This window comes from Pseudoalteromonas ostreae (assembly GCF_018069805.1).
GTDB classification, from domain to species: domain Bacteria; phylum Pseudomonadota; class Gammaproteobacteria; order Enterobacterales; family Alteromonadaceae; genus Pseudoalteromonas; species Pseudoalteromonas ostreae.
Genome location: NZ_JAGPYN010000007.1, coordinates 112,622 through 137,623 on the forward strand (window position 1 = coordinate 112,622; position 25,002 = coordinate 137,623).

The window sequence follows — 25,002 nt, forward strand, 5'->3', positions numbered from 1 at the left end:
AATATTTCATTTTACAGACTTTTCACATACACTAGCTGCAGTTTATATTTTAAAGGATTGTAGTTTGGCTAGTTTAACTGGGGTAAACAAAAGTTTAGTTATCTTTGCAGCGTTGGTGGTTGCTTTAGCCGGTATTAAAGCGGCAAGTGTAATTGTCATTCCGTTTGTACTTGCAGCATTTATTGCCATTATTTGTAGTCCTTTATTAAGTTTTTTTGGTCGTTACAAAATCCCTAAAGGCATCGCTATTATGTTAGTGATGCTGATGGTAGTTGGCTTAGGAATTAGCCTTGCCAGCTTAGTCGGGCAATCATTAACTGACTTTTCACAGCATTTACCTGAATATAAAAGTAAGTTACAGGATGAGTTTATTTGGTTGGTTGATGTTGCTGCCAAGTACAATATTTTGCTCAATAAAGAGCAAGTCATATCAATGTTCGACCCAGGAAAAATGATTGATGTTGCCACCGGAATGCTGACCGGTTTAGGTGGGGTGATGGCAAATTTGTTCTTAATTATTTTAACAGTGGTATTTATGCTTTTTGAAGGGCCGATGCTCAGTCATAAAATTCATATGGCATTAGACGATCCTGATATGAAAATGCAGCAAATAGACCGTTTTTTAAATTCTATTAACTCTTATTTAGCGATCAAAACAGTGGTGAGTGTTGGTACAGGTGTATTAGCTGGGCTATTACTGTGGATCTTAAACGTAGATTACTTTGTGTTATGGGGAGTAATGGCATTTATGTTTAATTACATCCCTAATATTGGCTCTATTATTGCTGCTGTCCCAGCTGTTTTATTAGCGTTGATCACGCAAGGACCCTTGGTAGCAGGGATCGTAGGTGCAGGTTATTTAACTATTAATACCGTGATGGGTAATATAGTTGAGCCAAAATATATGGGCAAAGGATTAGGGTTGTCGACCTTAGTGGTATTTTTATCACTGATCTTTTGGGGCTGGCTGATTGGCACGGTAGGTATGTTGTTATCGGTGCCACTGACGATGATTGTTAAAATAGCCCTAGAAACCAGTGATGAAGGGCGTTGGTTAGCGACTCTTTTAGGTAATGGTGAGCAGTTAGAGGAGCAGCCTAAATAGGCTGCTTCAATACAGTGATATGTTGTTCTAAAATACGTATTTCACAACGTTTGTAAACAATTGCAGCTTGGGTGCCGTTGGGAACCTTTTGTAAATAACGCCACTTACAGCTATCTTCTAAATATTTATTTTGACTTGCCATGCTGCGTTTAAAAATCGGTAATAACTGTGTGTTGCCGGTTTCTTCTTCAATATTGTTTAAATCTAAGGTGATTTTATTCACCCAGGTTTGTTGAATACGGGTTAGGGTCTCTATTTGTTTATCTAAACATTGAATATAGCTTTTTGCTTCATCAGGGGTTGCTTGAGCAACTAAACTACATTGTTCAGTTGCTTGAGCAACTAAACTACATTGTTCAGTTGCTTGCGTTGCCACACTAAATAGTAAAAATAGTGTGCAACTTATTGATAGCTGATTATTTTTTATCATTATAATTAAACTCTAAAATAAATTTTGCGCCGCCCAAGATGTTAGCATCTAAAATAGTTAGAGTACCGTGATACGACTTTACTAAATCAGACACAATTGCCATTCCTACGCCATGGCCACTTTCGTAGGTGTCTAAGCGTGTACCTCGAGCAAGTAAGGATTCGCGTTTATCTATAGGGACACCGGGTCCATCATCACTGATGGCGATAGTGAGGTTACGGTTCTTCTGAATTACTTGAATATCGACCTGTGAGCGACAAGCTTTACAGGCGTTATCAATTAAGTTACCAAGTAGTTCGAGTAAATCAGTTTTGTCACCTAAAAAGTAATCTTTGTCTTTAACCGCATGGGTAAAAATAATATCTTTATCACGGTAAACTTTACTCATTGCATTGAGGATTGAATCGAGCACCGGTTTAATGGCTGTTTGTTTTTTCCAGGTATCAGATGCGCCCGTTGCGGCACGTTTTAATTGGTGTTCGATCATCACATTTATACGGTCAAGTTGCTCTTGGGCATCGGTGTCGTTGGCAAGCGGGCTCGATTTTAGTACTGCAAGTGGCGTTTTAAGTGCGTGAGCTAAGTCGCTTAAAGAGGCGCGGTAGCGCTCTTTTTGGCGTTGCTGAGTTTCGAGCAATAAATTCAAATCGGCTTTTATGGTTTGTAGCTCAACAGGGTAAAGTCCTTTAATTTCTTGAATATCACCGGATTCAATGGCTTTTATTTCTTTATCCAGACGCTGCAATGGCCGCGCGCTCCACACAAAACCCACTGCCATTAAAGCTGCAATGGCTACACCCATTACATACATCCAGTTTACAAGGGTTTGTTTAAAGCCAGCCATTAAGCGCAGCAGCGCATCGTTGCGTTTTAATAAAATAAAGCGGGCATGCTCTGACTGGTCAATGTTATTTAAAATAACAGTGAGGCTTAATTGCCAGTACACGGTATTTTTATATTCCACACGACGAAAATCGGCAGCGCCGGCTTTGGTTTCTAGTTCGTCAGGCACAAAGTTAACGTTTACCGCTGACTCTGAATGCCAAACAGGCTGCTCATCACGATAAATCATTGCATAGGTATCAGAATTTAAGCGGTTTAGCTCTGGCGCTAAAATTGTGCTTGGCATAATAATACCGCGTTCAGTAAAATCGACTTCTGAAATTAATGAATATAAATGGGCTTCGAGGGTTTTTTCGGTGGCTTCGACTAATGAAGCATAGTACGCCTTACCAATAGAGAAGAATAGAATAGGTAAAGCGACTAATAAAACAAAGACAAGGATAAATCCTTGCCTTACTTTTAACGGTATTTGCGATGCTACCACTGACTTTTAAGCCTGTAACCGCGTCCGCGTAGTGTTTCTACTGGGTTTAAAGTACCATCAGGGTCAAGCTTTTTACGTAAGCGCAGTACGAATACTTCGATTACATTTGAATCTAAATCAAAGTCTTGGTCATATATGTGCTCTGTAAGCTCAGATTTAGAAATCACTTTTTGTGGATTAACCATTAAATATTCAAGCACTTTGTATTCGTATGCGGTGAGACTTAGCTCCCGCCCATCAACCCACACTTGTTGTGAACGGGTGTGAATTTTAATTGGACCAGCCGTCATTTCAGGGTTTGCCTTACCTGCGCTACGGCGGATCAATGCGTTACAACGCGCGATTAACTCTTCAACATGAAATGGTTTAGTTAAATAGTCATCAGCACCAGCATCAAGTCCTTCAACTTTGTCTTGCCAACGATCACGTGCTGTTAAAATCAGAATAGGAATGGTAATGCCTTGTGCACGGGCTTTATTGATAAGTTCAATACCGTCAATTTTTGGTAAGCCTAAATCAACTACTGCCATATCAAGAGGGTATTCTGTGATGTGGAATAAACCCGCTTCGCCATCATGACAGAGATCGACACTATAGCGCTCTTTTTCTAATGCATTACGCAGATTGTCTGCTAAGTGTAAATCATCTTCAATTACTAAAATTCGCATTTCTTAATCCTTCTTCACTTCGCCGGTCTTTTTATGGACATGAACGTCGACGACATGGCCGTCCGATTTTAATATTCTTACAGTATAAATATCGTTAAATTCGGTAATTTTAAGAGTTTTACCATCTTCGACTTTTTTAGCAAGCTCAACAGCTTGTTTTTTATTGATCTCAGCTTTATTGACTTGGGACGCAGCTAGGCTACTAACCGAAAAAATACTTGAAAATAACACAGTGATGGCGACGCTGAGAGCTAACACAGTACGCATGATGAGAAACTCCTAAACCAGACCTGAATAGTTTAATGAACCAAGTAGCTATAATTCAAGTGAAAAATCACTAAATTTGATGGTTCAATGCAACAGAGTTTAATTAACATCCGGTGAACAAACACTGAATTGTTGTGATTTGGCTCAAAGTCTTATTCTCAATACATTAAAATTGGGTTCATTTAAACAGTATTACCCTAGTAGGTTGTTGGTTTTACTTAGCTTGGAAAAACCTTTTTAAACGGTTTAACTTGTGAGTTTTCATATACACCGGCGTTTACGTAAGGATCTGCTGCTGCCCATTCTCGCGCTGCTTCTAATGAACTAAACTCTGCAATCACTAATGAACCAGTAAAACCAGCGTCAGCTGGTTCTGCGCTGTCAATGGCAGGTAATGGACCTGCTGTCAGTAATCGGCCTTGCTCGTCTAATTCTTGCAAGCGTGCTAAATGAGCTGGACGGGCGGCTTTTCTTAACTCTAAGCTATTTTCAACATCAGTTGAGTAAATCATATACAACATGGTGTGTTCTCTGGATTTGAATATTATTTAAATTATGCAGATATTAGCACAGCAAAATTAATAGGCGAATAAATTGTGACTAGTTTAAAGTGTTTGTAAAGCGCGAAAGCTTTACGCTGTATTAAGCTAACTCTTGAAGCTATAAATTGATGCTGCAATTTAATCACTGTTAGTTTGAACGAATTTTAATCTTAAAAAGAGCCGCAACCAGGGAGGTTTCCAATGTCATTATGTTTTTAAGTGGAATCTTCTTGAAAAGCCCAGTAGAACACTGGTAGAGTCGCTTGAATGTTACAAAATAATAAAAAGGTTTTTAAATGAGCGATACTCGTGAGCATTTTAGCTCCCGCCTCGGGTTTATATTAGCAGCTGCAGGCTCTGCGGTCGGTATTGGTAATTTGGTTGGTTTTCCAGTCTCAGCAACAAAAAATGGTGGTGGTGCTTTTTTGCTTGTTTACGCGCTATTTGTGGTGTTTATTTGTTTACCTGTAATGATGGCTGAGATGGCAATGGGACGCCAAGCACAAAAAGATCCACTAGGCTCTTACAAGTTATTATCAGGTAATGATGCTAAGTGGAGTTTTGCTGGCTTTTTAGCAGTATTAACGCCGTTTATGATTGCAGTGTTTTACATGGTTATTACAGTCTGGATTTTTGGTTACTTAAGTCAAGTTGCGATTGGTAACTTAGATATGTTGGCTGATCCAAAAAGTTTTGGGGTATTTATTAACAGCTCTAGCGTGTTTGGTTATATGGCCGCAGTCGCGATTATAGTTAACTTGATTTTAGTCGGTGGTGTTAAACAAGGCATTGAAAAAGCAGCTAAATTTTTAATGCCAGCGCTATTCGTGTTATTAATTGCGTTAGTGATTTATGTATTAACACTGGATAATGCGGTAGCGGGTGTTAAGTATTATATTATACCTGACTTTACTAAAATGAATGCCAGTGTATTAAATGGTGCATTAGCGCAAGCGTTTTTCTCATTGTCGTTAGGCATGGGTATATTGATGACTTACGCTTCATACATCTCAAAAAAAGATAACATAGTTGGCAGTGCAAAAATGGTTGCTCTGACTGATTCATTGGTGGCGTTTATTGCCGGTCTTATGGTGTTACCAGCTATCTTTAGTTTTAACCCTGATACGGATCCTACTAAATTGTCTGACTCATCTGTGTCGATGATTTTTGAGTTTTTACCAAAGATTTTACTCGCGCTACAAACTGATATTGGTTATGTCGGTGCATCAATTGTCGCGTTTGTGTTTTTCTTGTTGGTCTTTTTTGCTGCAATTACCTCATTGGTCTCTATCGTTGAGGTGCCAACAGCAACCCTAAGTGATCGTAAAGGCATCAGCCGTAAACTGGCATTACTGATCTTAACTGGTAGCATAGGTTTACTGACAGTGCTATGTACTATGTCGTTTGGTATGGTTGAAGGATTAACGTCATTTACTAACTATGGCGGAGCGTCTAAAAGCTTATTTGACATTGTGTATGACGTATTTTACGACACTATTTTACCATTGAATGGTTTAATGGTGTGTTTATTCGTGATGTATCGCTGGAAAAAAGTGCGTTTAAGTGAAGAGCTAAGTCAAGGTTGCCCAGGTTATATTGGTAGTTTTACAGAAAAATACGTTAATTTTTCGCTATCAACTTTTATTCCGATAATTTTAGTTATTATATTTGTTAATACAGTGGCGACCAAGTTCTTTGCTATGAGTATTTTCGGTTTTTAATAAATACAATTAATTGAGCTTCCCATAATTAAGCCGTGTTAAATATCATTAGCACGGCTTTTTTGGGTCAAGGTATTGTTGACGAATCTAAGTACTGACCTATTCCTAATGTAAACATCCACAGTCCCCATAAACTATGCTCAATGACACAGACAAAGGTAGATCGACTTTGTGCGTAGGTAAATGAGAATAGTAACCCGCCTATAAATGCCAGCAGTAGCGCTACCCAATTAGCATAAACAATATGCGCTAATGCAAATACTGTGGCGCTAACAATTATACGCACCGTTTTTTTTGGCATGATGCGTTTATAACGATGAAAAAAATAGGTTCGAAATATTAACTCTTGAGGCACTACTGATAATAACGGATACAATACCAGCAACATAACCCAATCGTGGAAAGAGTTACGGGGTAGCAAAAACCAATTACCTTGATTAATGATGCCGTAAAATACCCCTGAAAACAGTGCGCCGATAAAAAAGAAACTAAACAGTCGGCGTTTTACTGCGGAAAATTGCCCAAGGCTGGTTAGTCTAAAGCGTTTAAAGTGGGGATCGCCCAGTAGCAGCATACCGCACACACTCATTAACACGATTAACGCGGGGATCAACCAATTAGCAAGGTGAGCACGAAGGTAAAAACCTAACAAAGGTAGACAAACAAATATAAGGATAAATTCAAACCAGCGGTATTGATTGGCGTTCAAGGTCGTCTCAGCATGATTTTGTATAATAGGCTAACAAGCTAAGACGACATATTTATGACATTAAGAGCGCTTTTTATCGACGACTTTGGGCTCATCTTCATCGGGTAAATATTTATACAGCATGATGATGGTGGCAAAAAGACTGACAAACGTGATCCCCATTAAACCAAATACTTTAAAGTTAACCCAAAAATCGAGAGAAAAGTTATAAGCGATATAGATGTTTAACGCTGAAATTCCCGCTGTGATCGCTATCCACAATATATTTAGCTTATCCCAAAGAGGCTCAGGTACGGTAATTTCTTGCTCCGAGTCTGATGCATTATTTAAAGTGGCACTGAGTGCTTGTTTAACTAAATTTTTACCCAGAAAGTAGCGGCTGATCAATAAGCTTAATGAGAGCACAGCATAGATGATAGTGGCTTTCCATTTGACAAATTGTTCATCATGAAATACCAGTGTAAGCGTGCCTAAAATGACGGCAATGGCAAAAAACAACCATTGGCGAGTAGGTACTTTGCCTATTTTAAAATAAGAATAAGCGACCTGCAGAAAAGTGGTGCCCATTAGTAATGCTGTTGCCCAGTAAATATCAACTAACTTGAATACCGCAAAAAATAAAATTAGCGGAATAAACTCAATTATTGCATGCATAGAATGCCCAAAAACTTAAATTCAAAAAATAGTTGCAGAGGTTGTATCAACTTATTATGTTCTTTACAAGGTTGACTTAGTAGTTACTAACCCTTAGCCTGCGTGCCTTTGTATTCAATCATTACCAAAATCTGCTGAACAGTGACTGAGTAAGCGGTATTTTTAGGAGCATTTTATGAATAAAGCACAACTAATTAGTGCCATGTCTGCACATAGTGAATTAACTAAAAAAGATTCTCAAGTAGCTTTATCAAGCATGCTTGCAGCTATCACTAAATCATTATCAGAAGGTGATCAAGTGCAAGTGAATGGCTTTGGCACGTTTGCGTTAAGTTATTATCCTGCACGTAAAGGACGTAACCCGCAAACGGGAGAGGCAATAGATATTGAAGGGGCTAACAAGCCTGTATTTAAAGCAGCAAAAGCGTTGAAAGAGAGTCTTTAACGCGTTTGATCACCAGAAAAGGGCCGCAGCAGGCCCTTTTCTTATTTAGAAGTGTGAACTTAAAGTTCTGTTGCCGCTTTCATACTCGCCACAAACGTTTTTAAACCGCTGAGCATCGCATCAGGATTATTCTGGGTGGCTTCAATAATCTTCACTACCGCCGAGCCTGATATAGCACCCGCTGCACCGGCATTAAGTGCAGCTTTTACATCTTCAGGGGTTGAAATCCCAAAACCTAATAACGCAGGGGCGCTGTGATATTCTTTTAGTTTAGTGATAATTGATGTCGCTGGCATTTGCACTTTAGTTTCTGTGCCTGTTACACCCGCACGAGATAGCAAATAAGTATAACCACGGCCATAAGAGGCACATTCGCGTAAAGTGTCATCAGGTGCGTTAGGCGTGGCTATAAAAATTGGGTCAATACCGTTACTCATTGCCGCTTTGCGAAACATTTTAGATTCATGAAGCGGCACATCTGCAACTAGAATTGAGTCAACGCCGACGGCTTTAGCATCTTGGTAAAAAGCCTCTAAACCGCGTTTAAACACTAAGTTCGAATACAACAATAAACCAATTGGGATATCAGCATTGTATTGGCGTACTTGCTTGATGATATCAAAGCAATCTTGGGTATTTATATTTACTTTAAGGGCGCGAATATTGGCAGCTTGAATAACTGGGCCATCTGCTATTGGGTCTGAAAATGGAATACCCAGTTCTAAGCCATCGGCGCCGCCATCAATTAAGCTTTTGATTATTTCAACGCTCAGTTCTTTATTTGGATCGCCAATGGTAACAAACGGTACAAATGCACCTTGATTTTGCTCGCTTAAACGGGCGAACATTTTACCGTAGCGGTCTGTTTTTTGAATTGCTGCCTGACTCATAACTGCTCTCCTTTAGAAAGTACATCCATAACGTGTGATAAGTCTTTGTCGCCCCGACCACTTAAGTTCACTATTAAAATTGACTCTTCAGTTTGCTGCTCTGCATACTGTAATGCATAAGCAAGGGCATGGCTTGATTCAAGCGCAGGAATAATACCTTCGTTTTTAGCCAATAATTGGAATGCTTCTAATGCTTCGGTATCTGTAATACCGACATATTGCGCACGGCCAGTTTCATGCAAAAATGCATGTTGTGGGCCGACAGCAGGGTAATCAAGACCCGCTGAGACAGAGTATGATTCCTCAATCTGGCCATCATCATTTTGCATAATATAGGTATAAGTACCGTGCAAAATACCTTTGGTTCCTTTACAGATTGTTGCACCATGCTCATGAGTATCAAGCCCTTTGCCAGCGGGCTCTACACCAATGAGTTTCACACTTGGCTCGTCAATAAAATCTGTAAACATACCAATGGCATTAGAGCCACCGCCTACACAAGCAAGCACCGCATCAGGTAGGCGACCTTCAGCTTTTAATACTTGCTGCTTCGCTTCTTCACCAATCATTTTTTGGAACTCACGAACCATGGTTGGAAAAGGGTGTGGGCCTGCCGCTGTGCCAAGTAAGTAATGCGCTTCTTTGTAATTAGCAGACCAGTCTCGTAGCGCCTCATTTACAGCATCTTTTAATGTGCCAGAGCCTGCAGTAACCGGGATCACTTCAGCGCCCATTAATTTCATTCTAAATACGTTTGGCTGCTGACGTTCAACATCTTTAGCACCCATGTAAATACGGCATTTTAAACCCAACAGTGCGCAGGCAAGCGCCGTGGCAACCCCGTGTTGGCCAGCACCAGTTTCGGCGATGACTTCTTTTTTGCCCATGCGCTTAGTTAATAATGCTTGGCCTAATACTTGGTTCGTTTTATGGGCACCGCCATGCAGTAGATCTTCACGCTTTAAGTATAATTTTACTTTTGGGTTTTTAATTAAGTTACGCGTTAATGTCAGCGGCGTAGGACGGCCAGCATATTCATTAAGTAACTTTTCAAACTCAGCCTGAAATGCAGCATCTGTTTGTGATTTATTAAACTCGTTTTCTAGTTGCTTTAGCGCAGGAACTAGCAATTCGGGGACAAACATGCCGCCAAATTCGCCGAAATAAGCTGGATTATTCATATTAACCTCAATATTTACGGATGCTGATAAATGCATCATTTAATTTGTTTGGGCATTTTTTACCGGCGCTTTGCTCAACCCCTGAATTTAGGTCGAGTCCATGCGCACCTTGATATAATGCACCTTGAATATTTTCTGGGTTTAAGCCACCAGCAAGCATAAATGGCTGCTTAGTCTCTTTGAGTATTGCCCAATCAAAGGTCTTACCAGTACCGCCAGCTTGCGTATCGCTGTGAGTATCGTATAAGTGGCGATCAACGCCATTGACAGGTGCTGGCAAGCTATCCTTTACAGCTTGCGCTTTCCAAATCTGGCAGCGGCTTGGTAGCAAGGGACGTAACTGGTTAATATAGCTTTGATCCTCTTGACCATGTAATTGTACAGCTGCAAGTTTTAAGCTTTGCGCGTGATCTGCCACATCTTTAATGCTGGCGTTTACAAATACACCAACGAAAGCAAGTGGGGCACTTTGGGTGATTTGTAAGGCGCGATCTAGGTCAACATAGCGAGGTGATTTAGGCGCAAAAATGAGCCCGCCATATACGGCACCACTTTTATAAGCGGCAACGGCATCTTGGCTACGGGTTAAGCCACACACTTTGTTTTCACCTAAAATTACGCTTCGACAAGCGCGCTCTAAATCACGCTCAGCCATCAGTGAGCTACCGATTAAAAAGCCATTACACATAGGTGCAAGGCGTTTCACATCTTGATGAGTGTAAATACCTGATTCTGAAATAACCACTGTGTTATCAGGAATATGTTTACGTAGCTGTTCGGTAGTGGCTAAATTGGTACTTAAATCACGTAAATCACGGTTATTAATACCGATGATCTGTGCATCAAGAGCAAGCGCACGATGCACTTCTTGCTCATTACTTACTTCGGTTAGAATAGCCATATGTAGGCTTTTTGCTACTGCAGCAAGTTTTTGATATTGCTCGTCATCAAGAACTGACAACATTAATAAAATGGCATCACCACCATAAATACGCGCCATATAAATTTGGTATTCATCAATAAAGAAATCTTTACAGATCAGTGGTTGCTCTACTTGGCTGCGCACAAATTCGAGATAATCAAAACTACCCTGAAAATATTTTTCATCGGTTAACACACTGATGCAGCTAGCATAGTTTTTATAAATATGGGTGATCTCGGCTAAATCAAACGGTTCACGAATAAGGCCTTTTGACGGTGATGCTTTTTTGCATTCCAAAATAAATTGCGTACCTGGCGCTGCAAGGGCTTTATAAAAATCACGATTTGTGGGGATTGCTTGATGCTTAAAACTCTCAAGAGGGCGCTTGGATTTACGCTCAATGAGCTCTATTTTTTTATCTGCAACTATTTTGTCTAATACATTAGCCATTACTTACCTCGGAGTTTGTGTATTCTTTATTACTGCTTATGACAATGGCATTTAAGGTATTCAATGCACGGCCGCTTTGTAAAACCTCTTTAACTTGCATCGCGGCACTTTTAAAATCGTCGGCTTTATTGGTTAAATAAAGCAACGCAGCAACGTTAACAATAATGGCCGCATTGTGCGCGTCGGTGCCGTTACCAGCTAAAACAGCCATGCTAGCCTTGGCGTTATATTCTGGCCCTTCACCGGTAAGTTGTTCAAGTGAATAGTTTGCAAGACCAAAATCAGCAGGGGTAAGTGTGTACTGGCTGATTTTTCCGTTGTTAAGCTCTACGACGGTCGTTTCACCATGCAAGGCTATTTCATCGGTGCCCGAGCCATGAACAACCATTGCGCGCGGTGTACCTAACGTTTTTAAGGTGTGTGCCATCGCTAAACATAAACTTTCATCATATACCCCCAATAATTGCACATCGGGCGCGGCTGGATTTACCAATGGACCTAAAATATTAAAAATAGTACGGGTTTTTAAGGTCGTTCGCACACCCATAGCATGGCGTACGCCGCTGTGATAATGCGGAGCAAACAAGAATGTAAAGCCGGTTTGCTCTAAACACTGCGCTGCGTGTGCTGGGTTCATGTCTATATTGATGCCCAATGCTTTGAGTAAATCAGCGGAGCCGGAGTTACTCGAAACACTGCGATTACCGTGTTTGACTATATTTATACCGCAAGCTGCGGCAACGATGGCGGCGGTGGTGCTAATGTTAATAGTGTTTGAGCCATCGCCGCCTGTGCCACAACTATCGACAAGGTTTGTTAAGTGAGTAATAAAAGGTATCGCATTAGCACGCATCGATGCGGCAGCTCCTGCGATTTCGTCGCTTACTTCACCTTTTATTTTCAGTGCCACTAAGATGGCTGCCAGTTCGATGTCATTTACTTTGCCTTGCATAATGGCATCAAATAACAGTTGGCTTTGACTAAAGCTTAATGATGTTTGCGTTAATAACACATCAATCATAGAGCCAATACTCGCTTCATGGGCTGATTGTTGGTTTACTGACATACTATCCTCTACTGCTGTGCACTGGCTAAAAATTGCATACTTTGTTGAAGTAGCGCGGCGCCATTAGGCGTCAAAATAGACTCAGGATGAAATTGATAGCCAAGGGCTTTATCGTCACGATGATAAATTGCCATCGGTATTGACTCATAGTGGGCTATCACTGCAACACTGTCGGGTACTTTCGTGGCCATCAGTGAATGATAACGTGCCACAGGCATACGTTCACTCATACCTGCAAATACTGGGTGCTCACTAAGCTCAATGATTGATGACTTACCATGAACGGTTTCTCCAGCATGGCCAATAATACCGCCATAACTTTGTGTTAGTGCTTGTTGACCAAGGCAAATCCCCAACATTGGAAAACGGCCTTTGCATAGTTCAATCAATGCCATTAAACAGCCCGCCGCAGTGGGGGTGCCAGGGCCCGGCGACAGTACTAAAATCACTGGTTTAGTTTCCGCACACATTTTGTCATAAATCACCTGCGCGTCTATGTTGTTACGATATACCACTAAATCGCTGCCTAACATAGAAAGTTCATCGACTAAGTTATAACTAAATGAATCAAAATTATCTAAAAAGTAGATTTTTAAGTCCGTTAAGTTGTTGATGTTTTCACTCATTTTAGTGTCCTTGGTACGTCGATTGAATGGCTGTAATAACTGCTTGTGCTTTAGCACGAGTCTCATTGGCTTCAGATTGAGGGTCTGAGTCAAACACAACTCCGGCACCGGCTTGTACATACGCGGTATTATTTTTAACAAAGGCCGAGCGAATAACAATGCAACTGTCCATGGCGCCGTCACCGGTTAAATAACCTACCGCACCCCCGTAACTACCACGTCGCTTATCTTCGGTTTGACGAACCAATTCAGCAGCGCTGACTTTCGGGGCGCCGACTAAGGTGCCCATATTCATGCAAGCTTGGTAAGCGTGTAGGGCATCAAGTTCAGGCTTTAAAGTGCCCACTACCCGTGATACTAAATGCATTACTTGCGAATAACGGTCGACCTTTAATAGCTCTTTTGCGTGGCGAGTTCCTGGGACACTGATACGAGCTACGTCATTTCGGGCTAAATCAACTAACATTAAATGCTCAGCACGCTCTTTTTGGTCATTGCGCAGTTCCAGTTCAATACGACTGTCTAAATCTGGATTAATTTGGCCATTAGCAAACTTTCCTCGCGGGCGAGTTCCAGCAATTGGGTATACTTCAACTTGTTGTGATTTAGCACAAAACTTTAAAGCTGACTCAGGAGAGGCACCAAATAGCGCAAATTCACTGTCGCGCATATAAAACATGTACGGGCTTGGATTTTGTTTTTTTAGTTGGCTGTAGGCATGTAGTGGGTTAGCGCAAGCTAACGAGAAGGTACGCGATGGTACAACTTGAAAAATATCGCCATCGACAATGTGTTTTTTCAAACTATTGACCTGTTGGCAATAGAGCTCGTCACTAATATCAACACTGACGTCACTGCTGCCAGCACTTTTCTGCGCACTATAGTTGTCGGCTTGGTCGCATAAGGTATTTAAACGTTCGAGCTTTTTACCCACTTCAAAACAGTTTGCATGCACATCAGGGCCATTAAAAACGTTACCAATCAGCTCAGTTGTTTTAGCTTGGTGATCAATTACCACTAAGGTTTCAGCTAAATAAAATACGTAATCAGGACAGCTATTTTCTCCATCCGGTACATCACTCAGTTGTTCAAAGTTGGCTACCATGTCGTAAGCAAACACACCGCCTAAAAATAACGAAAATGGATTGTTTGTGGTGCTGCTGATACTATTTATACAACAGCGCAAGGCACTAAAAGCATTATCGGCAATCAGCTTTGAGGCTTCATCAATATTATGATCGATACCTTGATATTCGATGCTGAGAGTTTGCTTGTTTAATTGAGTATGGCAGTTTTCTAATTTAGTTTGTAAATAAGGCAGTAATTGCTGACCATTATTAGATTGCGCCGTTACTGTGACTGTTTTACCTGTGCAGATTATTTTTAGTGCACAATCTACCAAAATTAAACTTTTGACACTGTCTTTAGAATCAATTTCTGCTGACTCTAAGAGTAATGAATTATTTTTATCAAGCAATCCATATAGTGCCAATGGGCTATGTATATATTCTCGCACTTCGGTGATGCTAGTAACTTCACCTGGCGTTGTTGTTATATGACTAAAAATCAAACCTCATTCCCTCAAAAAAATAAAACCCCGCAAGCTAAGCTATGCGGGGTTTGAATAACGATACCTATGTTTCAGATAGACCATTACTGTCCCGCTATACCAGGCGCCACCACCAATGATGTGTAAAAGTTGCTACGTTATTCATGTTTGTTACCCTAAAATTTAAATATAAAAAAACCCGCAATAAGCGGGTTTAGAATGTGTTAGACACGACAATTCGTCACCCGATAATTTACGAGTGCCACCACCAGATAGTGTTTTGGATTGAATTGATCATTGTTAGTAGTTCTATATGTGTCTCAAGTGACTACAGTAAACCGTATCAACGGCGTTAGTGTCAAGTATTTATTTAAAACAATTTATTAAAAAATTTTGTTATACTTAATAACAACTTTCGCACATTTAATATGAGCAGTCTTCTCTTTTGATAAAATACGATTTACACAGTCATACCACACATTCTGACGGGCAATTAACTGTTGAGCAATTATTATTGCGTGCAGTTGAAAAAAATATAGATGTGTTTGCGATCACTGATCACGACACCACTGCTGCGGTTAAACCTGCACAAGCATATATAGAAAGCGAATCTCTACCATTAACCTTGATATCAGGGGTTGAAATTTCCACTAAGTGGGAAAGTTTTGAGATCCACATTGTGGCATTAAACGTAGATATTGACGAGTCAACACTGACCAGCTTATTGACTATCCAACAGCAAAAACGTGCTGATAGAGCAATCGAGATTGGTCGTCGTTTAGAGAAAAATGGCTTTGATGGCATTTATCAACAAGCGCAAGAGCTTGCCGCAGATGCACAAATTACCCGTGCACATTATGCAAGAGCACTGATTGCTCGTGGCGTTGCTACCACAATTCCTGGGGTATTTAAAAAATACCTTGGCCGCGCTAAAACGGGTTACGTACCGAGCGATTGGTGTGATATGCAAACCGCCATTGCCGCCATTCATGCAGCAGGTGGTGTTGCTGTGATTGCCCACCCAGGGCGTTATCAAATGTCAAATAAATGGCTGCGCAAATTATTGAGTCAGTTTAAAGATGCCGGTGGCGATGCAATGGAAGTTGCGCAGCCGCAACAAGCACCAAGTGAGCGACAGTTTTTAGGCGAATTAAGCCGCGAGTACGATTTACTGTGTTCGCAAGGATCTGATTTTCATTTTCCTACTAGTTGGCTAGAATTAGGAAAAAACTTATATTTGCCAAAAGATTGCCAAGGCGTTTGGCAAACTTGGGAAGAGCAAACAGGAGAACTAAATGAGTGATTTTTTTCATATTCATCCAGATAATCCACAACCACGCTTAATTAATCAAGCGGTCGACATTATCAAACAAGGTGGTGTGGTGGTATACCCAACCGATTCAGGCTATGCAATAGGCTGTAATTTAGGTAACAAACAAGCAAAAGAGCGTATTGAGCGCATTCGTGGTATTGAAAAACACCATAACTTTACCTTAGTATGTCGTGATCTATCTGAGCTTTCTACTTATGCACGAGTAGATAACCAACTGTTTAGATTAATTAAAAACAATACTCCCGGGCCTTATACGTTTATCTTTAAAGGCACTAAAGAAGTACCAAAACGTTTGTTAAACGACAAGAAAAAAACCATTGGTATTCGTGTAATAGAACATCCAATTACCTGCGCATTGTTAGCCGAGTTAGGTGAGCCATTGATGTCGTGTTCATTAATTTTACCCGGTGAGCAGTTTACTGAGTCTGATCCGGATGAGATACGCGATCGCATAGGTAATCAAGTTGATTTAATTATTCATGGCGGCTATTTAGCAGAGCAAGCAACCACAGTAATCGACCTGTCAGAAGATACTGTTGAGGTGCTGCGTGTAGGCTGTGGCGATACAGCTCCATTTGAATAACTACGCCAATAAAGCATGAACGAACTGCATACTGATGATGTAGCTCAAATACGAGAGCCGGCGCAACAAAAGTTGCCGCTGGCTTTTTTGCATGGCAAAGAAGTAATGAATACCCCGGAAGATTTGTATATTCCGCCAGACGCTCTAGAAGTTATTTTAGAAACCTTTGAAGGGCCACTTGATTTATTACTATATTTAATAAAAAAACATAAGTTAGATATTCTGGAATTGTCGATTTTTAGCATTACTGAACAATACGTCCGTTATGTTGAAATGATGACCGAGTTTCAATTGGAGCTTGCTGGTGAATATTTGGTGATGGCGGCGTTACTAGCACAAATAAAGTCGCGTTTGTTATTACCAAAACACGAAGAACTTGAGGAGGAAGAAGATCCGCGCGCAGAACTGATTCGTCGTTTGCAAGAATACGAACAATTTAAAAAAGCGGCGGAAAACCTTGATGAAGTGCCCCGAGTTGGCCGCGATATCTATATTGCTGAGGCTTTAGCGCCAGAGCAGAATGAACAGACACTTTTACTCCCTGATGTTGATTTAAAGGATTTACTATTTGCGCTCAGTGATGTGATGGCGCGAGCTAAAACTTTTGAGCATCATCAAATAACCGCAGAAGCTTTATCAACTCGCGAAAGAATGAGTTTAATTTTGCAAAAGTTATCGACAGCCGGCACGCAACTTCCTTTCATTGACTTATTCACTTTTGACGAAGGCCGAAGTGGTGTAGTGGTTAGCTTTATTGCTATGCTAGAACTGATTAAAGAAAACCTGATCACGTGTTTGCAAGTTGAACCCACAACGCAGATATACATAGGTTTAGTTGAAAATAATTAAAGTGATTTCCATCAGCTTCTATAATGTGGTGAGTCTATTTGTCATTCATCAATAAATTTAAAAGGAATTAATGATATGTTATTAAAGTTCAATGCCCTATGAGATGCCCATCCTTACCCAAACCACCCATGCGATAAAAGTCTGTTTAAAAATCAATGTGCAATCCGTATGGGAGTAGCATTGGAAAAAGCAGGTGTCGATACTTCATCTTTTGATACGATGTACCCACAGCGACGATGTTACCCTGGTTTGAAACATAGCCCAAAACATATTCTTGCTGCACAAGAGTTAGCCAACTTGATTTCTTCTCCAAGAAGCTCTTCATTTGGTACTAAAGAAGTAATTAAAGGAGGTGCTTTGGCTGTATTAAAGGGTAGAAAATGAATTATTTTTATTATGAACGGTTGGGGCAGTACCGATCACATTGACTTATGGGATGGGGAATATTTAAAAGGTGGTGATGCAGATTGGCTTAATTTGGGAGATCAAGTATGGTTTTGGGAAATATTGGTTTAAAAATACGGCTATTAAGTTTATTAACTTCGTTTATGTTGGTTGCATGTGTCAAGGTTGATGTAAAATTAGACTCTGAAAAGTGCATAGTTAGTAAAGGTAAACAAAGTATTAAGCTTCAATTAACAGCTCCTTGTTCTTTGGTAAAAGCAGATAATAAAGGCCATAACTTTTTTCTGTATGAAGATGTAAGGGTTTATATTATTGCAGGGGCACCGGCGTCTATAGATGAGTTATCTAGATGGTCAGTAAAAGCTGAAGATGGGTGTACGTTACAATCACAAGCTATTTTTATTAGCGATAATAAACTCACTAGCTCAACAGTGCGTGATAAAGGCTTAACTTGCCCACGTATCGGCTTAGATGAAAAAATCTATTTAGATTTTTTAAAAGAGTCTGTATAGCCTTATTTTAATTAGGGTCATAATGAATAGAGGGTGAGCCAGTCACTCTCGATTAACTATTTTTTTCATTTCAATTTCGTAAATAACTCGAATTTGAATATTTGCCTCCTCCTGTGCATATACGCACACACCTTGTTTATTTATCGCTATTTTCTTTTATCTGGGGACGGGCTATGCTGTTGTTATTGGATCGCGGAGTAAGTAAACATGTTTAAAAACACAAAATCTTCGTATGGTGTTGTTGCAATTGCATTACATTGGTTAATGGCTGCAATGGTAATTGGTTTGTTTGGCCTTGGTTTATACATGGTTGAACTCACATACTATGATAGTTGGTATAAAGGTTCTTTAGATTTGCACAAAAGTGTCGGAATTACGCTGGTGGCGTTATTAATATTTCGCTTTGCTTGGCGTGCATTGGGTACGCAGCCTGAGCCAGTAGCGTGCAGCAGTAAAGTGTTAAATAATGTAGCGCATACAGTGCATATATTTTTATATCTACTGCTTAGCGTCATTGTGATTTCAGGGTATTTGATTTCTACTGCGGATGGTCGTGCAATTGAGGTGTTTACCTTATTTAGTATTCCCGCAATTGATTTTACAGTAGCTAATCAAGCAGATATTGCAGGTAAAGTTCACTACTATGTGGCATGTAGCCTCATTGGATTAGTGGTTTTACATGCTCTAGGGGCCTTAAAACATCACTTTATCGATAAAGATAAAACCTTAGTTAGAATGATAAAACCACAAAAGGATGATTAATAAATGAAAAAAATATTACTTTCAGCTGCAGTAGCAGCAACATTGTTTGGTGCTAATACTGCACACGCTGCAGATTATGTTATTGACACTCAAGGTGCCCACGCATTTGTAAATTTTAAAATTAAGCATTTAGGTTACAGCTGGTTGCATGGTCGCTTTAATACTTTTGAAGGTAGTTTTAGTTATGACTCAGCCAACCCGAATGCGTCACAAATCATGGTAAACATTGATACTAAAAGTATCGATTCAAACCATGCTGAGCGTGATAAGCATTTACGCGGTGGTGACTTTTTAAATGTTGATAAATTCCCAAAAGCTACATTCAAAAGCACATCAATCAAATTTGATGAAAATGGCGATGAAGCTGACGTGACAGGTGAATTTACTCTACACGGCGTTACAAAAACAATTACCTTTGAAATTGATAAAATTGGTGAAGGTAAAGATCCATGGGGTGGTTATCGTGTTGGTTTTGAAGGCGAAACTAGCTTAAAACTTGCTGACTATGGTATTGATTACAACTTAGGTCCTGCATCAACATATGTTGATATTGGTTTGTATATTGAAGGTGTCCGTAAATAATATCACTTTCAATTTAGTATATTGAAGACGCCTCATTCAGTTGAGGCGTTTTTGTTTGCTTTTAAACGTTGCTCTAGTAACGGTTTTAAATTATTTGGTAACCAACGTAATAACACTTCATGGTAGGCGGGTTGTTGTTTTATTTTTTTCAGTGCTGCATTTAATGCTTCAACTTGTGAAATACCTAGTTCTGTATTAGTACAACCGATATAGCCATAGCTCAGATCCGAAGCTTCGGTCAGAGGTAATTGCACTAACTCATCTTCAAACCCCATCGATTTTGCTAAATAGTAATGTTCGCTTGGGTAGCCCAATAGAACATCAATGCGCTTTTTCTTTAACATATAGGTCAAGCTAGCTAAGGTATCTTGCCCGGGGCGAATAATTATGGATGCATCGGCACTATTATTAATTACTTTATCAATAGTTTTACCGTATGAGCGGTTCATAGAGATACCCAGTGTAAGTTGGTATTTATTGAGTAGGGTTTTTAATGATACTGGCGCATTTGTATTAAGCTTAAGGTGTTGCACAAGCTCTTTGTGAATAGCAATAGAAGGAGATAAGCCAACCGTCGAAGTCTGTCCACTAAAGCTAATGTGTTGCTCGCGATCTGGGCTTTTGTAGAGAGAGAGCATACAGTAGGTATGATTTGGCTTAGATAGCTCCGGTATTGTGCGGCTTGATGGGAAAATAGTACGGGTGAATGTATAGTCAGGAAGCTGTTGTTCTAATAAGCCAATAACACCTTCATCGCGGCCAGTCCCTGCATATCGATCGTTAAAAATATAATAAGGGGCAAAGTCAGTGACTATCCAATCAATTGTTTTAGCATGTAAAGGAGTGCTAATTAACAATGATAAAAAAGCATAACTAAAGGAATAATGCATTAATTCAACCACAGATAAATTATTAATAAATTAAGTGTAGCAGTTGTAAAATAGTTAGCTTAAAAAAGCAAAACGCCAGCATTAGCTGGCGTCATTTTAATTGCGAGGAAGCAAATCAGTATTGATTAATTGGCTTTTAACCATTTAACAAATTGACGTGCGTCACTTGCTTTTGTAAATAAGGTATTTTTTAAACCTTGTGTATCAGAAAAAATAACACGTTGTTTATTTACTGAAATTGATTGCACTGGGTGTGCGATTTGGATCATAGATCCGTTGTAACTATAAGACATAATAAAACTCACTTTTTTCTTGTTATCTTTAATGTGCGCTAATTTCTTTATTAGCTTTCAAAGCACAATTAGATAGACCATGTTGTGTTTAGCTTCATTACAGTGTTGACGATCTTTATGACATTTATGCGACTATATTTAAAAATATGCCGTAGTCTGAATTGGGGTTCTCGCCGTACAATAACTTAGCTCTATAATATACGTTTTGCGGGGCTTACTGGATCAGGGTAGAGGTTAACCGCGAGGCTTTTTTATAGCCAAGAAATCAGTATATTCCAGTCGTTTCATTTAAGCAAGCATTATTTTTATTCTGGTCATTGCATTTTAACTGCTGTATTTTAACTGTTGTGCAGTAATTTAAATGTAAATAATAAGATTTGGCTATGAAATACATTATTGTTAGTGATATTTTTGGAAAAACGGCTCATTTGAGTAACTTTGCAAAGCAATTTACCGCTAAAAGCATTATTGTTGATCCTTACGATGGGCAATTACAGTCAGTGAGTGATGAGCAGTCACAGTATGATTTTTTTATCACAGCATGTGGTCACGATAATTATTTTAACAAGCTTAATATTATTCTAAGTAGAGTAGCAGAACCAACTACGTTAATTGGTTTTAGTGCCGGTGGAACAGCTGCATGGCGTAGCCAAGCAATTGTGAAAAATTCACAGATAAAAAAATTAGTGGCATTTTATCCAAATCAAGTTCGTCATTATCTAGATTTGCCAGCCAACGTGGCGTGCGAATTTATTTTTGCAAAGCAAGAAGCACACTTTGATATTCATCCTGTGATCGCTTGTTTAGAGCAGCAAATTAAAGTGCAATGCCAGCAAGTAGACTACGGTCATGGGTTTATGAATCCCTTGTCAAAATGTTTTGATAGCTTTGGTTATCAACAATATAGCCAATATCTGAGCACTGAAAATAATTAACTTAAATTATTACCTTGTGATAAATTTTGGCTATACTTATTTCTTTATTCAACAAAATAATTATAAATCATGACCGCACAACTACCTCCTTATAGTCACTTTTTATCAAACCCTGTTGCAAAGCCACCATGTCGAATGACTAATGCAAACATGTATGGTTTTTTTACAAAAATAGATCAGGATAAGGTTCAAGAGTATATCGATACAACGCTTAATATTGTTGCAACGAATGAGTTATATTTTAAAGGTATAGGCGAATATGCCTTGTTGACTTTTACTGATATAGAAAAAATTGCCTCATTAACACCACCCTTTAGTGATCACGGCTGGATGCAAGAAACTGATATTATTATTTGGCTACCGGTTGCAAAAGTAGAAAAGCAAGGCAATGATGAAGATATTACCCACCTTTATTGGTATCCGGCATTTATTTGCGTTAATAATGTCTACGCATTAATAAACGGAAGAGAAACATGGGGTTACAATAAATATTTATGTGATTATCAGATGCCTAGCTCGGTAAGTAATGTGACTGATTTTTCAGTTTCGCTGGATTGTTTTAAGCATTTTTCACCAACTTCAAAATTACAATCACAGCATTTATTTTCAGTTACCAAAAACGTCAAGACGCAAAGCGATGGTGTGTTATCAGTATTAGAAGACTTTGGCGAGCATGTCGCAAATTTGTTTGATGGGGATCATATTGGCATTGATCTTTCGCTGTTAAAGCAGCTGTTGCAGGGTTTTGTGAATCCTCAGATGGATCAAATATTATTTAAGCAATTTCCTGATGGACAAGGCGATAAGGCTGTCTACCAAGCTGTAATGCACTCTCCTTCAGAAATAAAAAAAATCCATCAATTTAAGCTACTCAGTGGTGCTTATCAGTTACATTTACAGCAACTAGATAGTTTTCCTTTAGCGCAAATGTTTGGTTTACAGCTCGGATCGCAAGCTGTGTACTTGCCATTTTATATAAAGATGGACTTTGACCAACTTCAAGCTACACAAATACTCCCTAAGTAAGGATCCATTATGGAGCAAGAAAAAATAGTTATTATTGGTGGTGGTGTTGCCGCAATGACGGCAGCCTTATACCTGACTGAACAACCTAATTGGCAACAAAAAAGGCACATTACTGTATATCAACAAGGTTGGCGTTTAGGAGGAAAAGGAGCCAGTGGCCGTAATGCTGTCATGGGACAACGTATAGAAGAGCATGGTTTACATGTCTGGTTTGGTGCCTATGTTAATAGTTTTAAAACCATTGAAACTGTATACGACAAGCTACAGCGACCGTCAACGAGTGCTCTGAGTACTTGGCAACAAGCGCTTAAACCGCATAGCTTTATTGCCCTTGAGGAGCATATCGATGAACAATGGCAAACGTGGCCTATCGACTTTCCAGTTTTACCGGGCAATCCTGCGAATGGTAGTTTAGATATTAGCGTGTGGGACTTTGTAAAAATGACCCTAGCATGGCTAAAAAAATGGATCCCACAATTTGAATCAGCCGCCAATGACCAAGCTAAAAGCACGCAATTAACGACAAAAAAATCACGAGATAGATATCTACTACGCCACTTTCATCAACAAATTCAGACGCTGGTTTCTGATGGCAGTGATGCATGGCAAACGTTTACCAGTGATATACAAAATCTTAATCATGAAATCACCTCAACACCTAGCTTACTCGTCGATAAATTGAATAGTTTTGTGCAAAGTAATAATACATTACATCCACAAATTTCTGAGAAAAAAGATAGTTTAGTTATTTGGTATATCGTTAGAAAATTAAAGCGCTGGATTAACCAAGAGTTAACCGAGTTACTGGATGAAAATGCAGAGTTAAGACGCATTTATATTTGTGCCGATCTTGCGATAGCGATGCTGGTTGGGTTAATTAAAGATAAAGTTTATCGTGATGGTTTTGGTGTTATTAACAAGTATGATTTTCGCCAGTGGTTATTAAAAAATGGCGCAAATAAGCAATACAGTGTCGATTCTGCGCCTGTGCGTGGCTTTTACGATTTAGTATTTGCCTACCCACAAGGTGATTTTAATAAGCCGAATGTAGAAGCCGGAGTTGCTGCACTAGCGATGCTCAGAATCGCATTATGTTATCGCGGTGGGGTAATGTGGAAAATGCAGGCGGGAATGGGCGATGTTATTTTTGCGCCATTGTATGAACTATTAAAACAAAGAGGCGTCAACTTTGAGTTCTTCCATCAGCTACAACAATTAACCCCTGGGATTGATGAAAGTGGCCAAGATTGTGTTGCGTCTGTGTTATTAAAGCAGCAAGTGAGTTTAAATAGCACATCAGAGTATCAGCCGTTAGTTGATGTGAAAAATCTAGCTTGCTGGCCAAGTGAGCCTCTTTATCAGCAAATAAACCCCGAACAGGCGCTGTTACTAAAGCAAAATAATATAAATTTAGAGTCATTTTGGAGTGATTGGCCAGCCTGTTACGAAGCACATTTTGGTGAGCAATTACCAGCTAAGACACTGCGATTTAAAGATGATTATGACCGACTTATCTTAGGGGTTTCGGTTGCATCACTAGAGCATGTTTGCCCGCAATTATTAGTAATAGACGAAAACTTTGCTGCACAAGCGAAAAATGTTCTATCGGTTGCAACACAAGCCAGCCAGCTTTGGTTAAATAAAACAGATCAACAGTTAGGTTGGCAGTATATGCCACCAAGTGAAGAGGGGCCAATTTTGAGTGGTTTCAGCGAACCTTTTGATACTTGGGCGGCAATGCAAAATTTAATTGATAAAGAGCAGTGGCCTGCAAACAATAGTCCGCAGAATATTGCTTATTTTTGTAGTGCATTTCCTTGTCAGGAGTACCCTCCACAGAGTGATCATGGCTTTCCTGCAAGAGCAAAAGCACAAGTAAAAACTAACTTAACACAGCTAGTAACAACTAATATGCAGCCGTTATGGCCGTTAGCTTATAACGATAGTGACTTTGACTGGTCAATCTTATATACAACGGATGATGTATCAGATTCAGCGCGATTAGAACAACAGTACTGGCGGGTGAATGTTGATCCAAGTGAGCGTTATGTGTTGTCGGTTACAGGGTCCAGCCAATACCGCTTAGCAACAGATGGCACGCAATTTAGTAATTTATTTATTACTGGTGATTGGATCAAAACAGGTGTTAATGCAGGCTGTGTTGAAGCGGCGGTTATGGCTGGAATGCAAACAGCACGGGCACTGTGTGGGTATCCACAGCAGATCAGTGGTGAAAATGCCTTTGAAGCACAGTAAAACTAGCTAATTAATGGATAACTT

Annotated in this window: 28 protein-coding genes; 13 read left to right on the forward strand and 15 right to left on the reverse strand. The window is 39.7% G+C overall.

The genetic code is table 11. The annotated features are described in order from the left end of the window. The first annotated feature begins 64 nt into the window (after positions 1 to 64). Positions 65 to 1,105 (forward strand): AI-2E family transporter, encoded by a 1,041-nt coding sequence (locus J7338_RS07440; protein WP_210796460.1) that lies wholly within the window; start codon positions 65 to 67, stop codon positions 1,103 to 1,105. Here the strand turns inward: J7338_RS07440 and J7338_RS07445 are convergent. The 5 genes from J7338_RS07445 to J7338_RS07465 form a co-directional block, all read right to left on the reverse strand. Continuing rightward, on the reverse strand, positions 1,098 to 1,535 hold the full coding sequence (locus tag J7338_RS07445; protein WP_210796461.1) for a hypothetical protein: 438 nt from the start codon (positions 1,533 to 1,535) through the stop codon (positions 1,098 to 1,100). The two genes, J7338_RS07440 and J7338_RS07445, sit on opposite strands and share 8 nt — an antisense overlap. Next, positions 1,522 to 2,862, reverse strand: a complete 1,341-nt coding sequence (locus J7338_RS07450) for an ATP-binding protein (protein ID WP_210796462.1) — start codon at positions 2,860 to 2,862, stop codon at positions 1,522 to 1,524. Before J7338_RS07450 ends, J7338_RS07445 begins: the two co-directional genes overlap by 14 nt. Beyond that, positions 2,856 to 3,530: a response regulator transcription factor gene (locus J7338_RS07455; protein ID WP_210796463.1), complete on the reverse strand. Its 675-nt coding sequence runs from the start codon at positions 3,528 to 3,530 to the stop codon at positions 2,856 to 2,858. Before J7338_RS07455 ends, J7338_RS07450 begins: the two co-directional genes overlap by 7 nt. A 3-nt stretch (positions 3,531 to 3,533) precedes the next feature. Continuing rightward, a complete protein-coding gene (locus J7338_RS07460; protein ID WP_210796464.1) occupies positions 3,534 to 3,797 on the reverse strand; it encodes a PepSY domain-containing protein in 264 nt (87 codons plus the stop codon). A 218-nt stretch (positions 3,798 to 4,015) separates the two neighbouring features. Further along, a complete protein-coding gene (locus tag J7338_RS07465) occupies positions 4,016 to 4,318 on the reverse strand; it encodes a YciI family protein (protein WP_210796465.1) in 303 nt (100 codons plus the stop codon). A 317-nt stretch (positions 4,319 to 4,635) separates the two neighbouring features. On the opposite strand from J7338_RS07465, the gene J7338_RS07470 reads away from it, so the two are divergent. Next, a complete protein-coding gene (locus J7338_RS07470) occupies positions 4,636 to 6,060 on the forward strand; it encodes a sodium-dependent transporter (protein ID WP_210796466.1) in 1,425 nt (474 codons plus the stop codon). A gap of 67 nt (positions 6,061 to 6,127) precedes the next feature. Here the strand turns inward: J7338_RS07470 and J7338_RS07475 are convergent, their stop codons facing one another. Both J7338_RS07475 and J7338_RS07480 read right to left on the reverse strand, forming a co-directional pair. Beyond that, positions 6,128 to 6,769 (reverse strand): CPBP family intramembrane glutamic endopeptidase, encoded by a 642-nt coding sequence (locus J7338_RS07475; protein WP_210796467.1) that lies wholly within the window; start codon positions 6,767 to 6,769, stop codon positions 6,128 to 6,130. Positions 6,770 to 6,829: 60 nt separating this feature from the next. Next, complete coding sequence (locus tag J7338_RS07480) at positions 6,830 to 7,423, reverse strand: inner membrane-spanning protein YciB (protein WP_210796468.1); 594 nt, start codon at positions 7,421 to 7,423, stop codon at positions 6,830 to 6,832. Between the two features lie 175 nt (positions 7,424 to 7,598). On the opposite strand from J7338_RS07480, the gene J7338_RS07485 reads away from it, so the two are divergent. Next, a complete protein-coding gene (locus J7338_RS07485; protein ID WP_210796469.1) occupies positions 7,599 to 7,868 on the forward strand; it encodes an HU family DNA-binding protein in 270 nt (89 codons plus the stop codon). Between the two features lie 59 nt (positions 7,869 to 7,927). On the opposite strand, the gene trpA is transcribed toward J7338_RS07485, so the two are convergent. From trpA to J7338_RS07515, 6 genes are read right to left on the reverse strand one after another with little or no spacing between them, the layout of a single operon-like run. Beyond that, on the reverse strand, positions 7,928 to 8,758 hold the full coding sequence (gene trpA / locus J7338_RS07490) for a tryptophan synthase subunit alpha (RefSeq protein ID WP_210796470.1): 831 nt from the start codon (positions 8,756 to 8,758) through the stop codon (positions 7,928 to 7,930). Continuing rightward, on the reverse strand, positions 8,755 to 9,939 hold the full coding sequence (trpB, locus tag J7338_RS07495; RefSeq protein ID WP_210796471.1) for a tryptophan synthase subunit beta: 1,185 nt from the start codon (positions 9,937 to 9,939) through the stop codon (positions 8,755 to 8,757). The genes trpA and trpB overlap by 4 nt, the downstream gene beginning before the upstream one ends. A 7-nt stretch (positions 9,940 to 9,946) precedes the next feature. Then, positions 9,947 to 11,311: a bifunctional indole-3-glycerol-phosphate synthase TrpC/phosphoribosylanthranilate isomerase TrpF gene (gene trpCF / locus J7338_RS07500; RefSeq protein ID WP_210796472.1), complete on the reverse strand. Its 1,365-nt coding sequence runs from the start codon at positions 11,309 to 11,311 to the stop codon at positions 9,947 to 9,949. Then, positions 11,304 to 12,332: an anthranilate phosphoribosyltransferase gene (gene trpD / locus J7338_RS07505; protein WP_415837817.1), complete on the reverse strand. Its 1,029-nt coding sequence runs from the start codon at positions 12,330 to 12,332 to the stop codon at positions 11,304 to 11,306. The genes trpCF and trpD overlap by 8 nt, the downstream gene beginning before the upstream one ends. Before the next feature lie 53 nt (positions 12,333 to 12,385). After that, the gene (locus J7338_RS07510; protein WP_210796474.1) at positions 12,386 to 13,003 is read right to left on the reverse strand and encodes an aminodeoxychorismate/anthranilate synthase component II; all 618 of its coding nucleotides are present in this window, start codon (positions 13,001 to 13,003) and stop codon (positions 12,386 to 12,388) included. Between the two features lies 1 nt (position 13,004). Next, positions 13,005 to 14,573 (reverse strand): anthranilate synthase component 1, encoded by a 1,569-nt coding sequence (locus J7338_RS07515; RefSeq protein ID WP_210796475.1) that lies wholly within the window; start codon positions 14,571 to 14,573, stop codon positions 13,005 to 13,007. 424 nt (positions 14,574 to 14,997) lie between these two features. Here J7338_RS07515 and rnm point away from each other — a divergent pair, with 424 nt between their 5' ends. From rnm to J7338_RS07550, 7 genes are all read left to right on the forward strand, one after another. Continuing rightward, positions 14,998 to 15,855: an RNase RNM gene (gene rnm, locus J7338_RS07520; protein ID WP_210796476.1), complete on the forward strand. Its 858-nt coding sequence runs from the start codon at positions 14,998 to 15,000 to the stop codon at positions 15,853 to 15,855. Further along, positions 15,848 to 16,468 carry an L-threonylcarbamoyladenylate synthase gene (locus J7338_RS07525; protein ID WP_145233655.1) on the forward strand — a complete coding sequence of 207 codons (621 nt, stop codon included), beginning with the start codon at positions 15,848 to 15,850 and terminating at the stop codon, positions 16,466 to 16,468. The genes rnm and J7338_RS07525 overlap by 8 nt, the downstream gene beginning before the upstream one ends. Before the next feature lie 15 nt (positions 16,469 to 16,483). Beyond that, on the forward strand, positions 16,484 to 17,317 hold the full coding sequence (locus J7338_RS07530) for a segregation and condensation protein A (RefSeq protein ID WP_210796477.1): 834 nt from the start codon (positions 16,484 to 16,486) through the stop codon (positions 17,315 to 17,317). A 141-nt stretch (positions 17,318 to 17,458) separates the two neighbouring features. After that, a complete protein-coding gene (locus tag J7338_RS07535) occupies positions 17,459 to 17,701 on the forward strand; it encodes a T6SS effector amidase Tae4 family protein (RefSeq protein ID WP_228732942.1) in 243 nt (80 codons plus the stop codon). A 107-nt stretch (positions 17,702 to 17,808) separates the two neighbouring features. Next, on the forward strand, positions 17,809 to 18,234 hold the full coding sequence (locus J7338_RS07540) for a hypothetical protein (RefSeq protein ID WP_210796479.1): 426 nt from the start codon (positions 17,809 to 17,811) through the stop codon (positions 18,232 to 18,234). Between the two features lie 207 nt (positions 18,235 to 18,441). Next, positions 18,442 to 18,996 (forward strand): cytochrome b, encoded by a 555-nt coding sequence (locus tag J7338_RS07545; RefSeq protein WP_210796480.1) that lies wholly within the window; start codon positions 18,442 to 18,444, stop codon positions 18,994 to 18,996. Positions 18,997 to 18,999: 3 nt separating this feature from the next. Next, positions 19,000 to 19,578, forward strand: coding sequence for a YceI family protein (locus J7338_RS07550; RefSeq protein WP_210796481.1), 579 nt, complete (start codon positions 19,000 to 19,002; stop codon positions 19,576 to 19,578). A gap of 32 nt (positions 19,579 to 19,610) precedes the next feature. Here the strand turns inward: J7338_RS07550 and J7338_RS07555 are convergent, their stop codons facing one another. Both J7338_RS07555 and J7338_RS07560 read right to left on the reverse strand, forming a co-directional pair. Beyond that, positions 19,611 to 20,468, reverse strand: a complete 858-nt coding sequence (locus J7338_RS07555; RefSeq protein WP_210796482.1) for a TIGR02285 family protein — start codon at positions 20,466 to 20,468, stop codon at positions 19,611 to 19,613. A 125-nt stretch (positions 20,469 to 20,593) separates the two neighbouring features. Continuing rightward, positions 20,594 to 20,737, reverse strand: a complete 144-nt coding sequence (locus tag J7338_RS07560) for a hypothetical protein (RefSeq protein ID WP_182717921.1) — start codon at positions 20,735 to 20,737, stop codon at positions 20,594 to 20,596. Between the two features lie 407 nt (positions 20,738 to 21,144). Here J7338_RS07560 and J7338_RS07565 point away from each other — a divergent pair, with 407 nt between their 5' ends. The 3 genes from J7338_RS07565 (at position 21,145) to J7338_RS07575 (ending at position 24,978) form a co-directional block, all read left to right on the forward strand. Continuing rightward, a complete protein-coding gene (locus tag J7338_RS07565) occupies positions 21,145 to 21,696 on the forward strand; it encodes a dienelactone hydrolase family protein (protein ID WP_210796483.1) in 552 nt (183 codons plus the stop codon). Positions 21,697 to 21,765: 69 nt separating this feature from the next. Beyond that, positions 21,766 to 22,722, forward strand: coding sequence for an acetoacetate decarboxylase family protein (locus tag J7338_RS07570; protein WP_210796484.1), 957 nt, complete (start codon positions 21,766 to 21,768; stop codon positions 22,720 to 22,722). Between the two features lie 9 nt (positions 22,723 to 22,731). Beyond that, a complete protein-coding gene (locus J7338_RS07575; protein ID WP_210796485.1) occupies positions 22,732 to 24,978 on the forward strand; it encodes an NAD(P)-binding protein in 2,247 nt (748 codons plus the stop codon). Positions 24,979 to 25,002: the final 24 nt, after the last annotated feature.

Bases quoted from the DNA above. Each gene is read 5' to 3' on its own strand.
- J7338_RS07445 (WP_210796461.1), bottom strand. From the start codon at position 1,535: ATGATAAAAAATAATCAGCTATCAATAAGTTGCACACTATTTTTACTA.
- J7338_RS07455 (WP_210796463.1), bottom strand. From the start codon at position 3,530: ATGCGAATTTTAGTAATTGAAGATGATTTACACTTAGCAGACAATCTG.
- J7338_RS07460 (WP_210796464.1), bottom strand. From the start codon at position 3,797: ATGCGTACTGTGTTAGCTCTCAGCGTCGCCATCACTGTGTTATTTTCA.
- J7338_RS07465 (WP_210796465.1), bottom strand. From the start codon at position 4,318: ATGTTGTATATGATTTACTCAACTGATGTTGAAAATAGCTTAGAGTTA.
- J7338_RS07470 (WP_210796466.1), top strand. From the start codon at position 4,636: ATGAGCGATACTCGTGAGCATTTTAGCTCCCGCCTCGGGTTTATATTA.
- J7338_RS07480 (WP_210796468.1), bottom strand. From the start codon at position 7,423: ATGCATGCAATAATTGAGTTTATTCCGCTAATTTTATTTTTTGCGGTA.
- J7338_RS07485 (WP_210796469.1), top strand. From the start codon at position 7,599: ATGAATAAAGCACAACTAATTAGTGCCATGTCTGCACATAGTGAATTA.
- trpA (WP_210796470.1), bottom strand. From the start codon at position 8,758: ATGAGTCAGGCAGCAATTCAAAAAACAGACCGCTACGGTAAAATGTTC.
- trpB (WP_210796471.1), bottom strand. From the start codon at position 9,939: ATGAATAATCCAGCTTATTTCGGCGAATTTGGCGGCATGTTTGTCCCC.
- trpCF (WP_210796472.1), bottom strand. From the start codon at position 11,311: ATGGCTAATGTATTAGACAAAATAGTTGCAGATAAAAAAATAGAGCTC.
- trpD (WP_415837817.1), bottom strand. From the start codon at position 12,332: ATGATTGATGTGTTATTAACGCAAACATCATTAAGCTTTAGTCAAAGC.
- J7338_RS07510 (WP_210796474.1), bottom strand. From the start codon at position 13,003: ATGAGTGAAAACATCAACAACTTAACGGACTTAAAAATCTACTTTTTA.
- J7338_RS07525 (WP_145233655.1), top strand. From the start codon at position 15,848: ATGAGTGATTTTTTTCATATTCATCCAGATAATCCACAACCACGCTTA.
- J7338_RS07530 (WP_210796477.1), top strand. From the start codon at position 16,484: ATGAACGAACTGCATACTGATGATGTAGCTCAAATACGAGAGCCGGCG.
- J7338_RS07540 (WP_210796479.1), top strand. From the start codon at position 17,809: ATGGTTTTGGGAAATATTGGTTTAAAAATACGGCTATTAAGTTTATTA.
- J7338_RS07545 (WP_210796480.1), top strand. From the start codon at position 18,442: ATGTTTAAAAACACAAAATCTTCGTATGGTGTTGTTGCAATTGCATTA.
- J7338_RS07550 (WP_210796481.1), top strand. From the start codon at position 19,000: ATGAAAAAAATATTACTTTCAGCTGCAGTAGCAGCAACATTGTTTGGT.
- J7338_RS07555 (WP_210796482.1), bottom strand. From the start codon at position 20,468: ATGCATTATTCCTTTAGTTATGCTTTTTTATCATTGTTAATTAGCACT.
- J7338_RS07560 (WP_182717921.1), bottom strand. From the start codon at position 20,737: ATGATCCAAATCGCACACCCAGTGCAATCAATTTCAGTAAATAAACAA.
- J7338_RS07565 (WP_210796483.1), top strand. From the start codon at position 21,145: ATGAAATACATTATTGTTAGTGATATTTTTGGAAAAACGGCTCATTTG.
- J7338_RS07570 (WP_210796484.1), top strand. From the start codon at position 21,766: ATGACCGCACAACTACCTCCTTATAGTCACTTTTTATCAAACCCTGTT.
- J7338_RS07575 (WP_210796485.1), top strand. From the start codon at position 22,732: ATGGAGCAAGAAAAAATAGTTATTATTGGTGGTGGTGTTGCCGCAATG.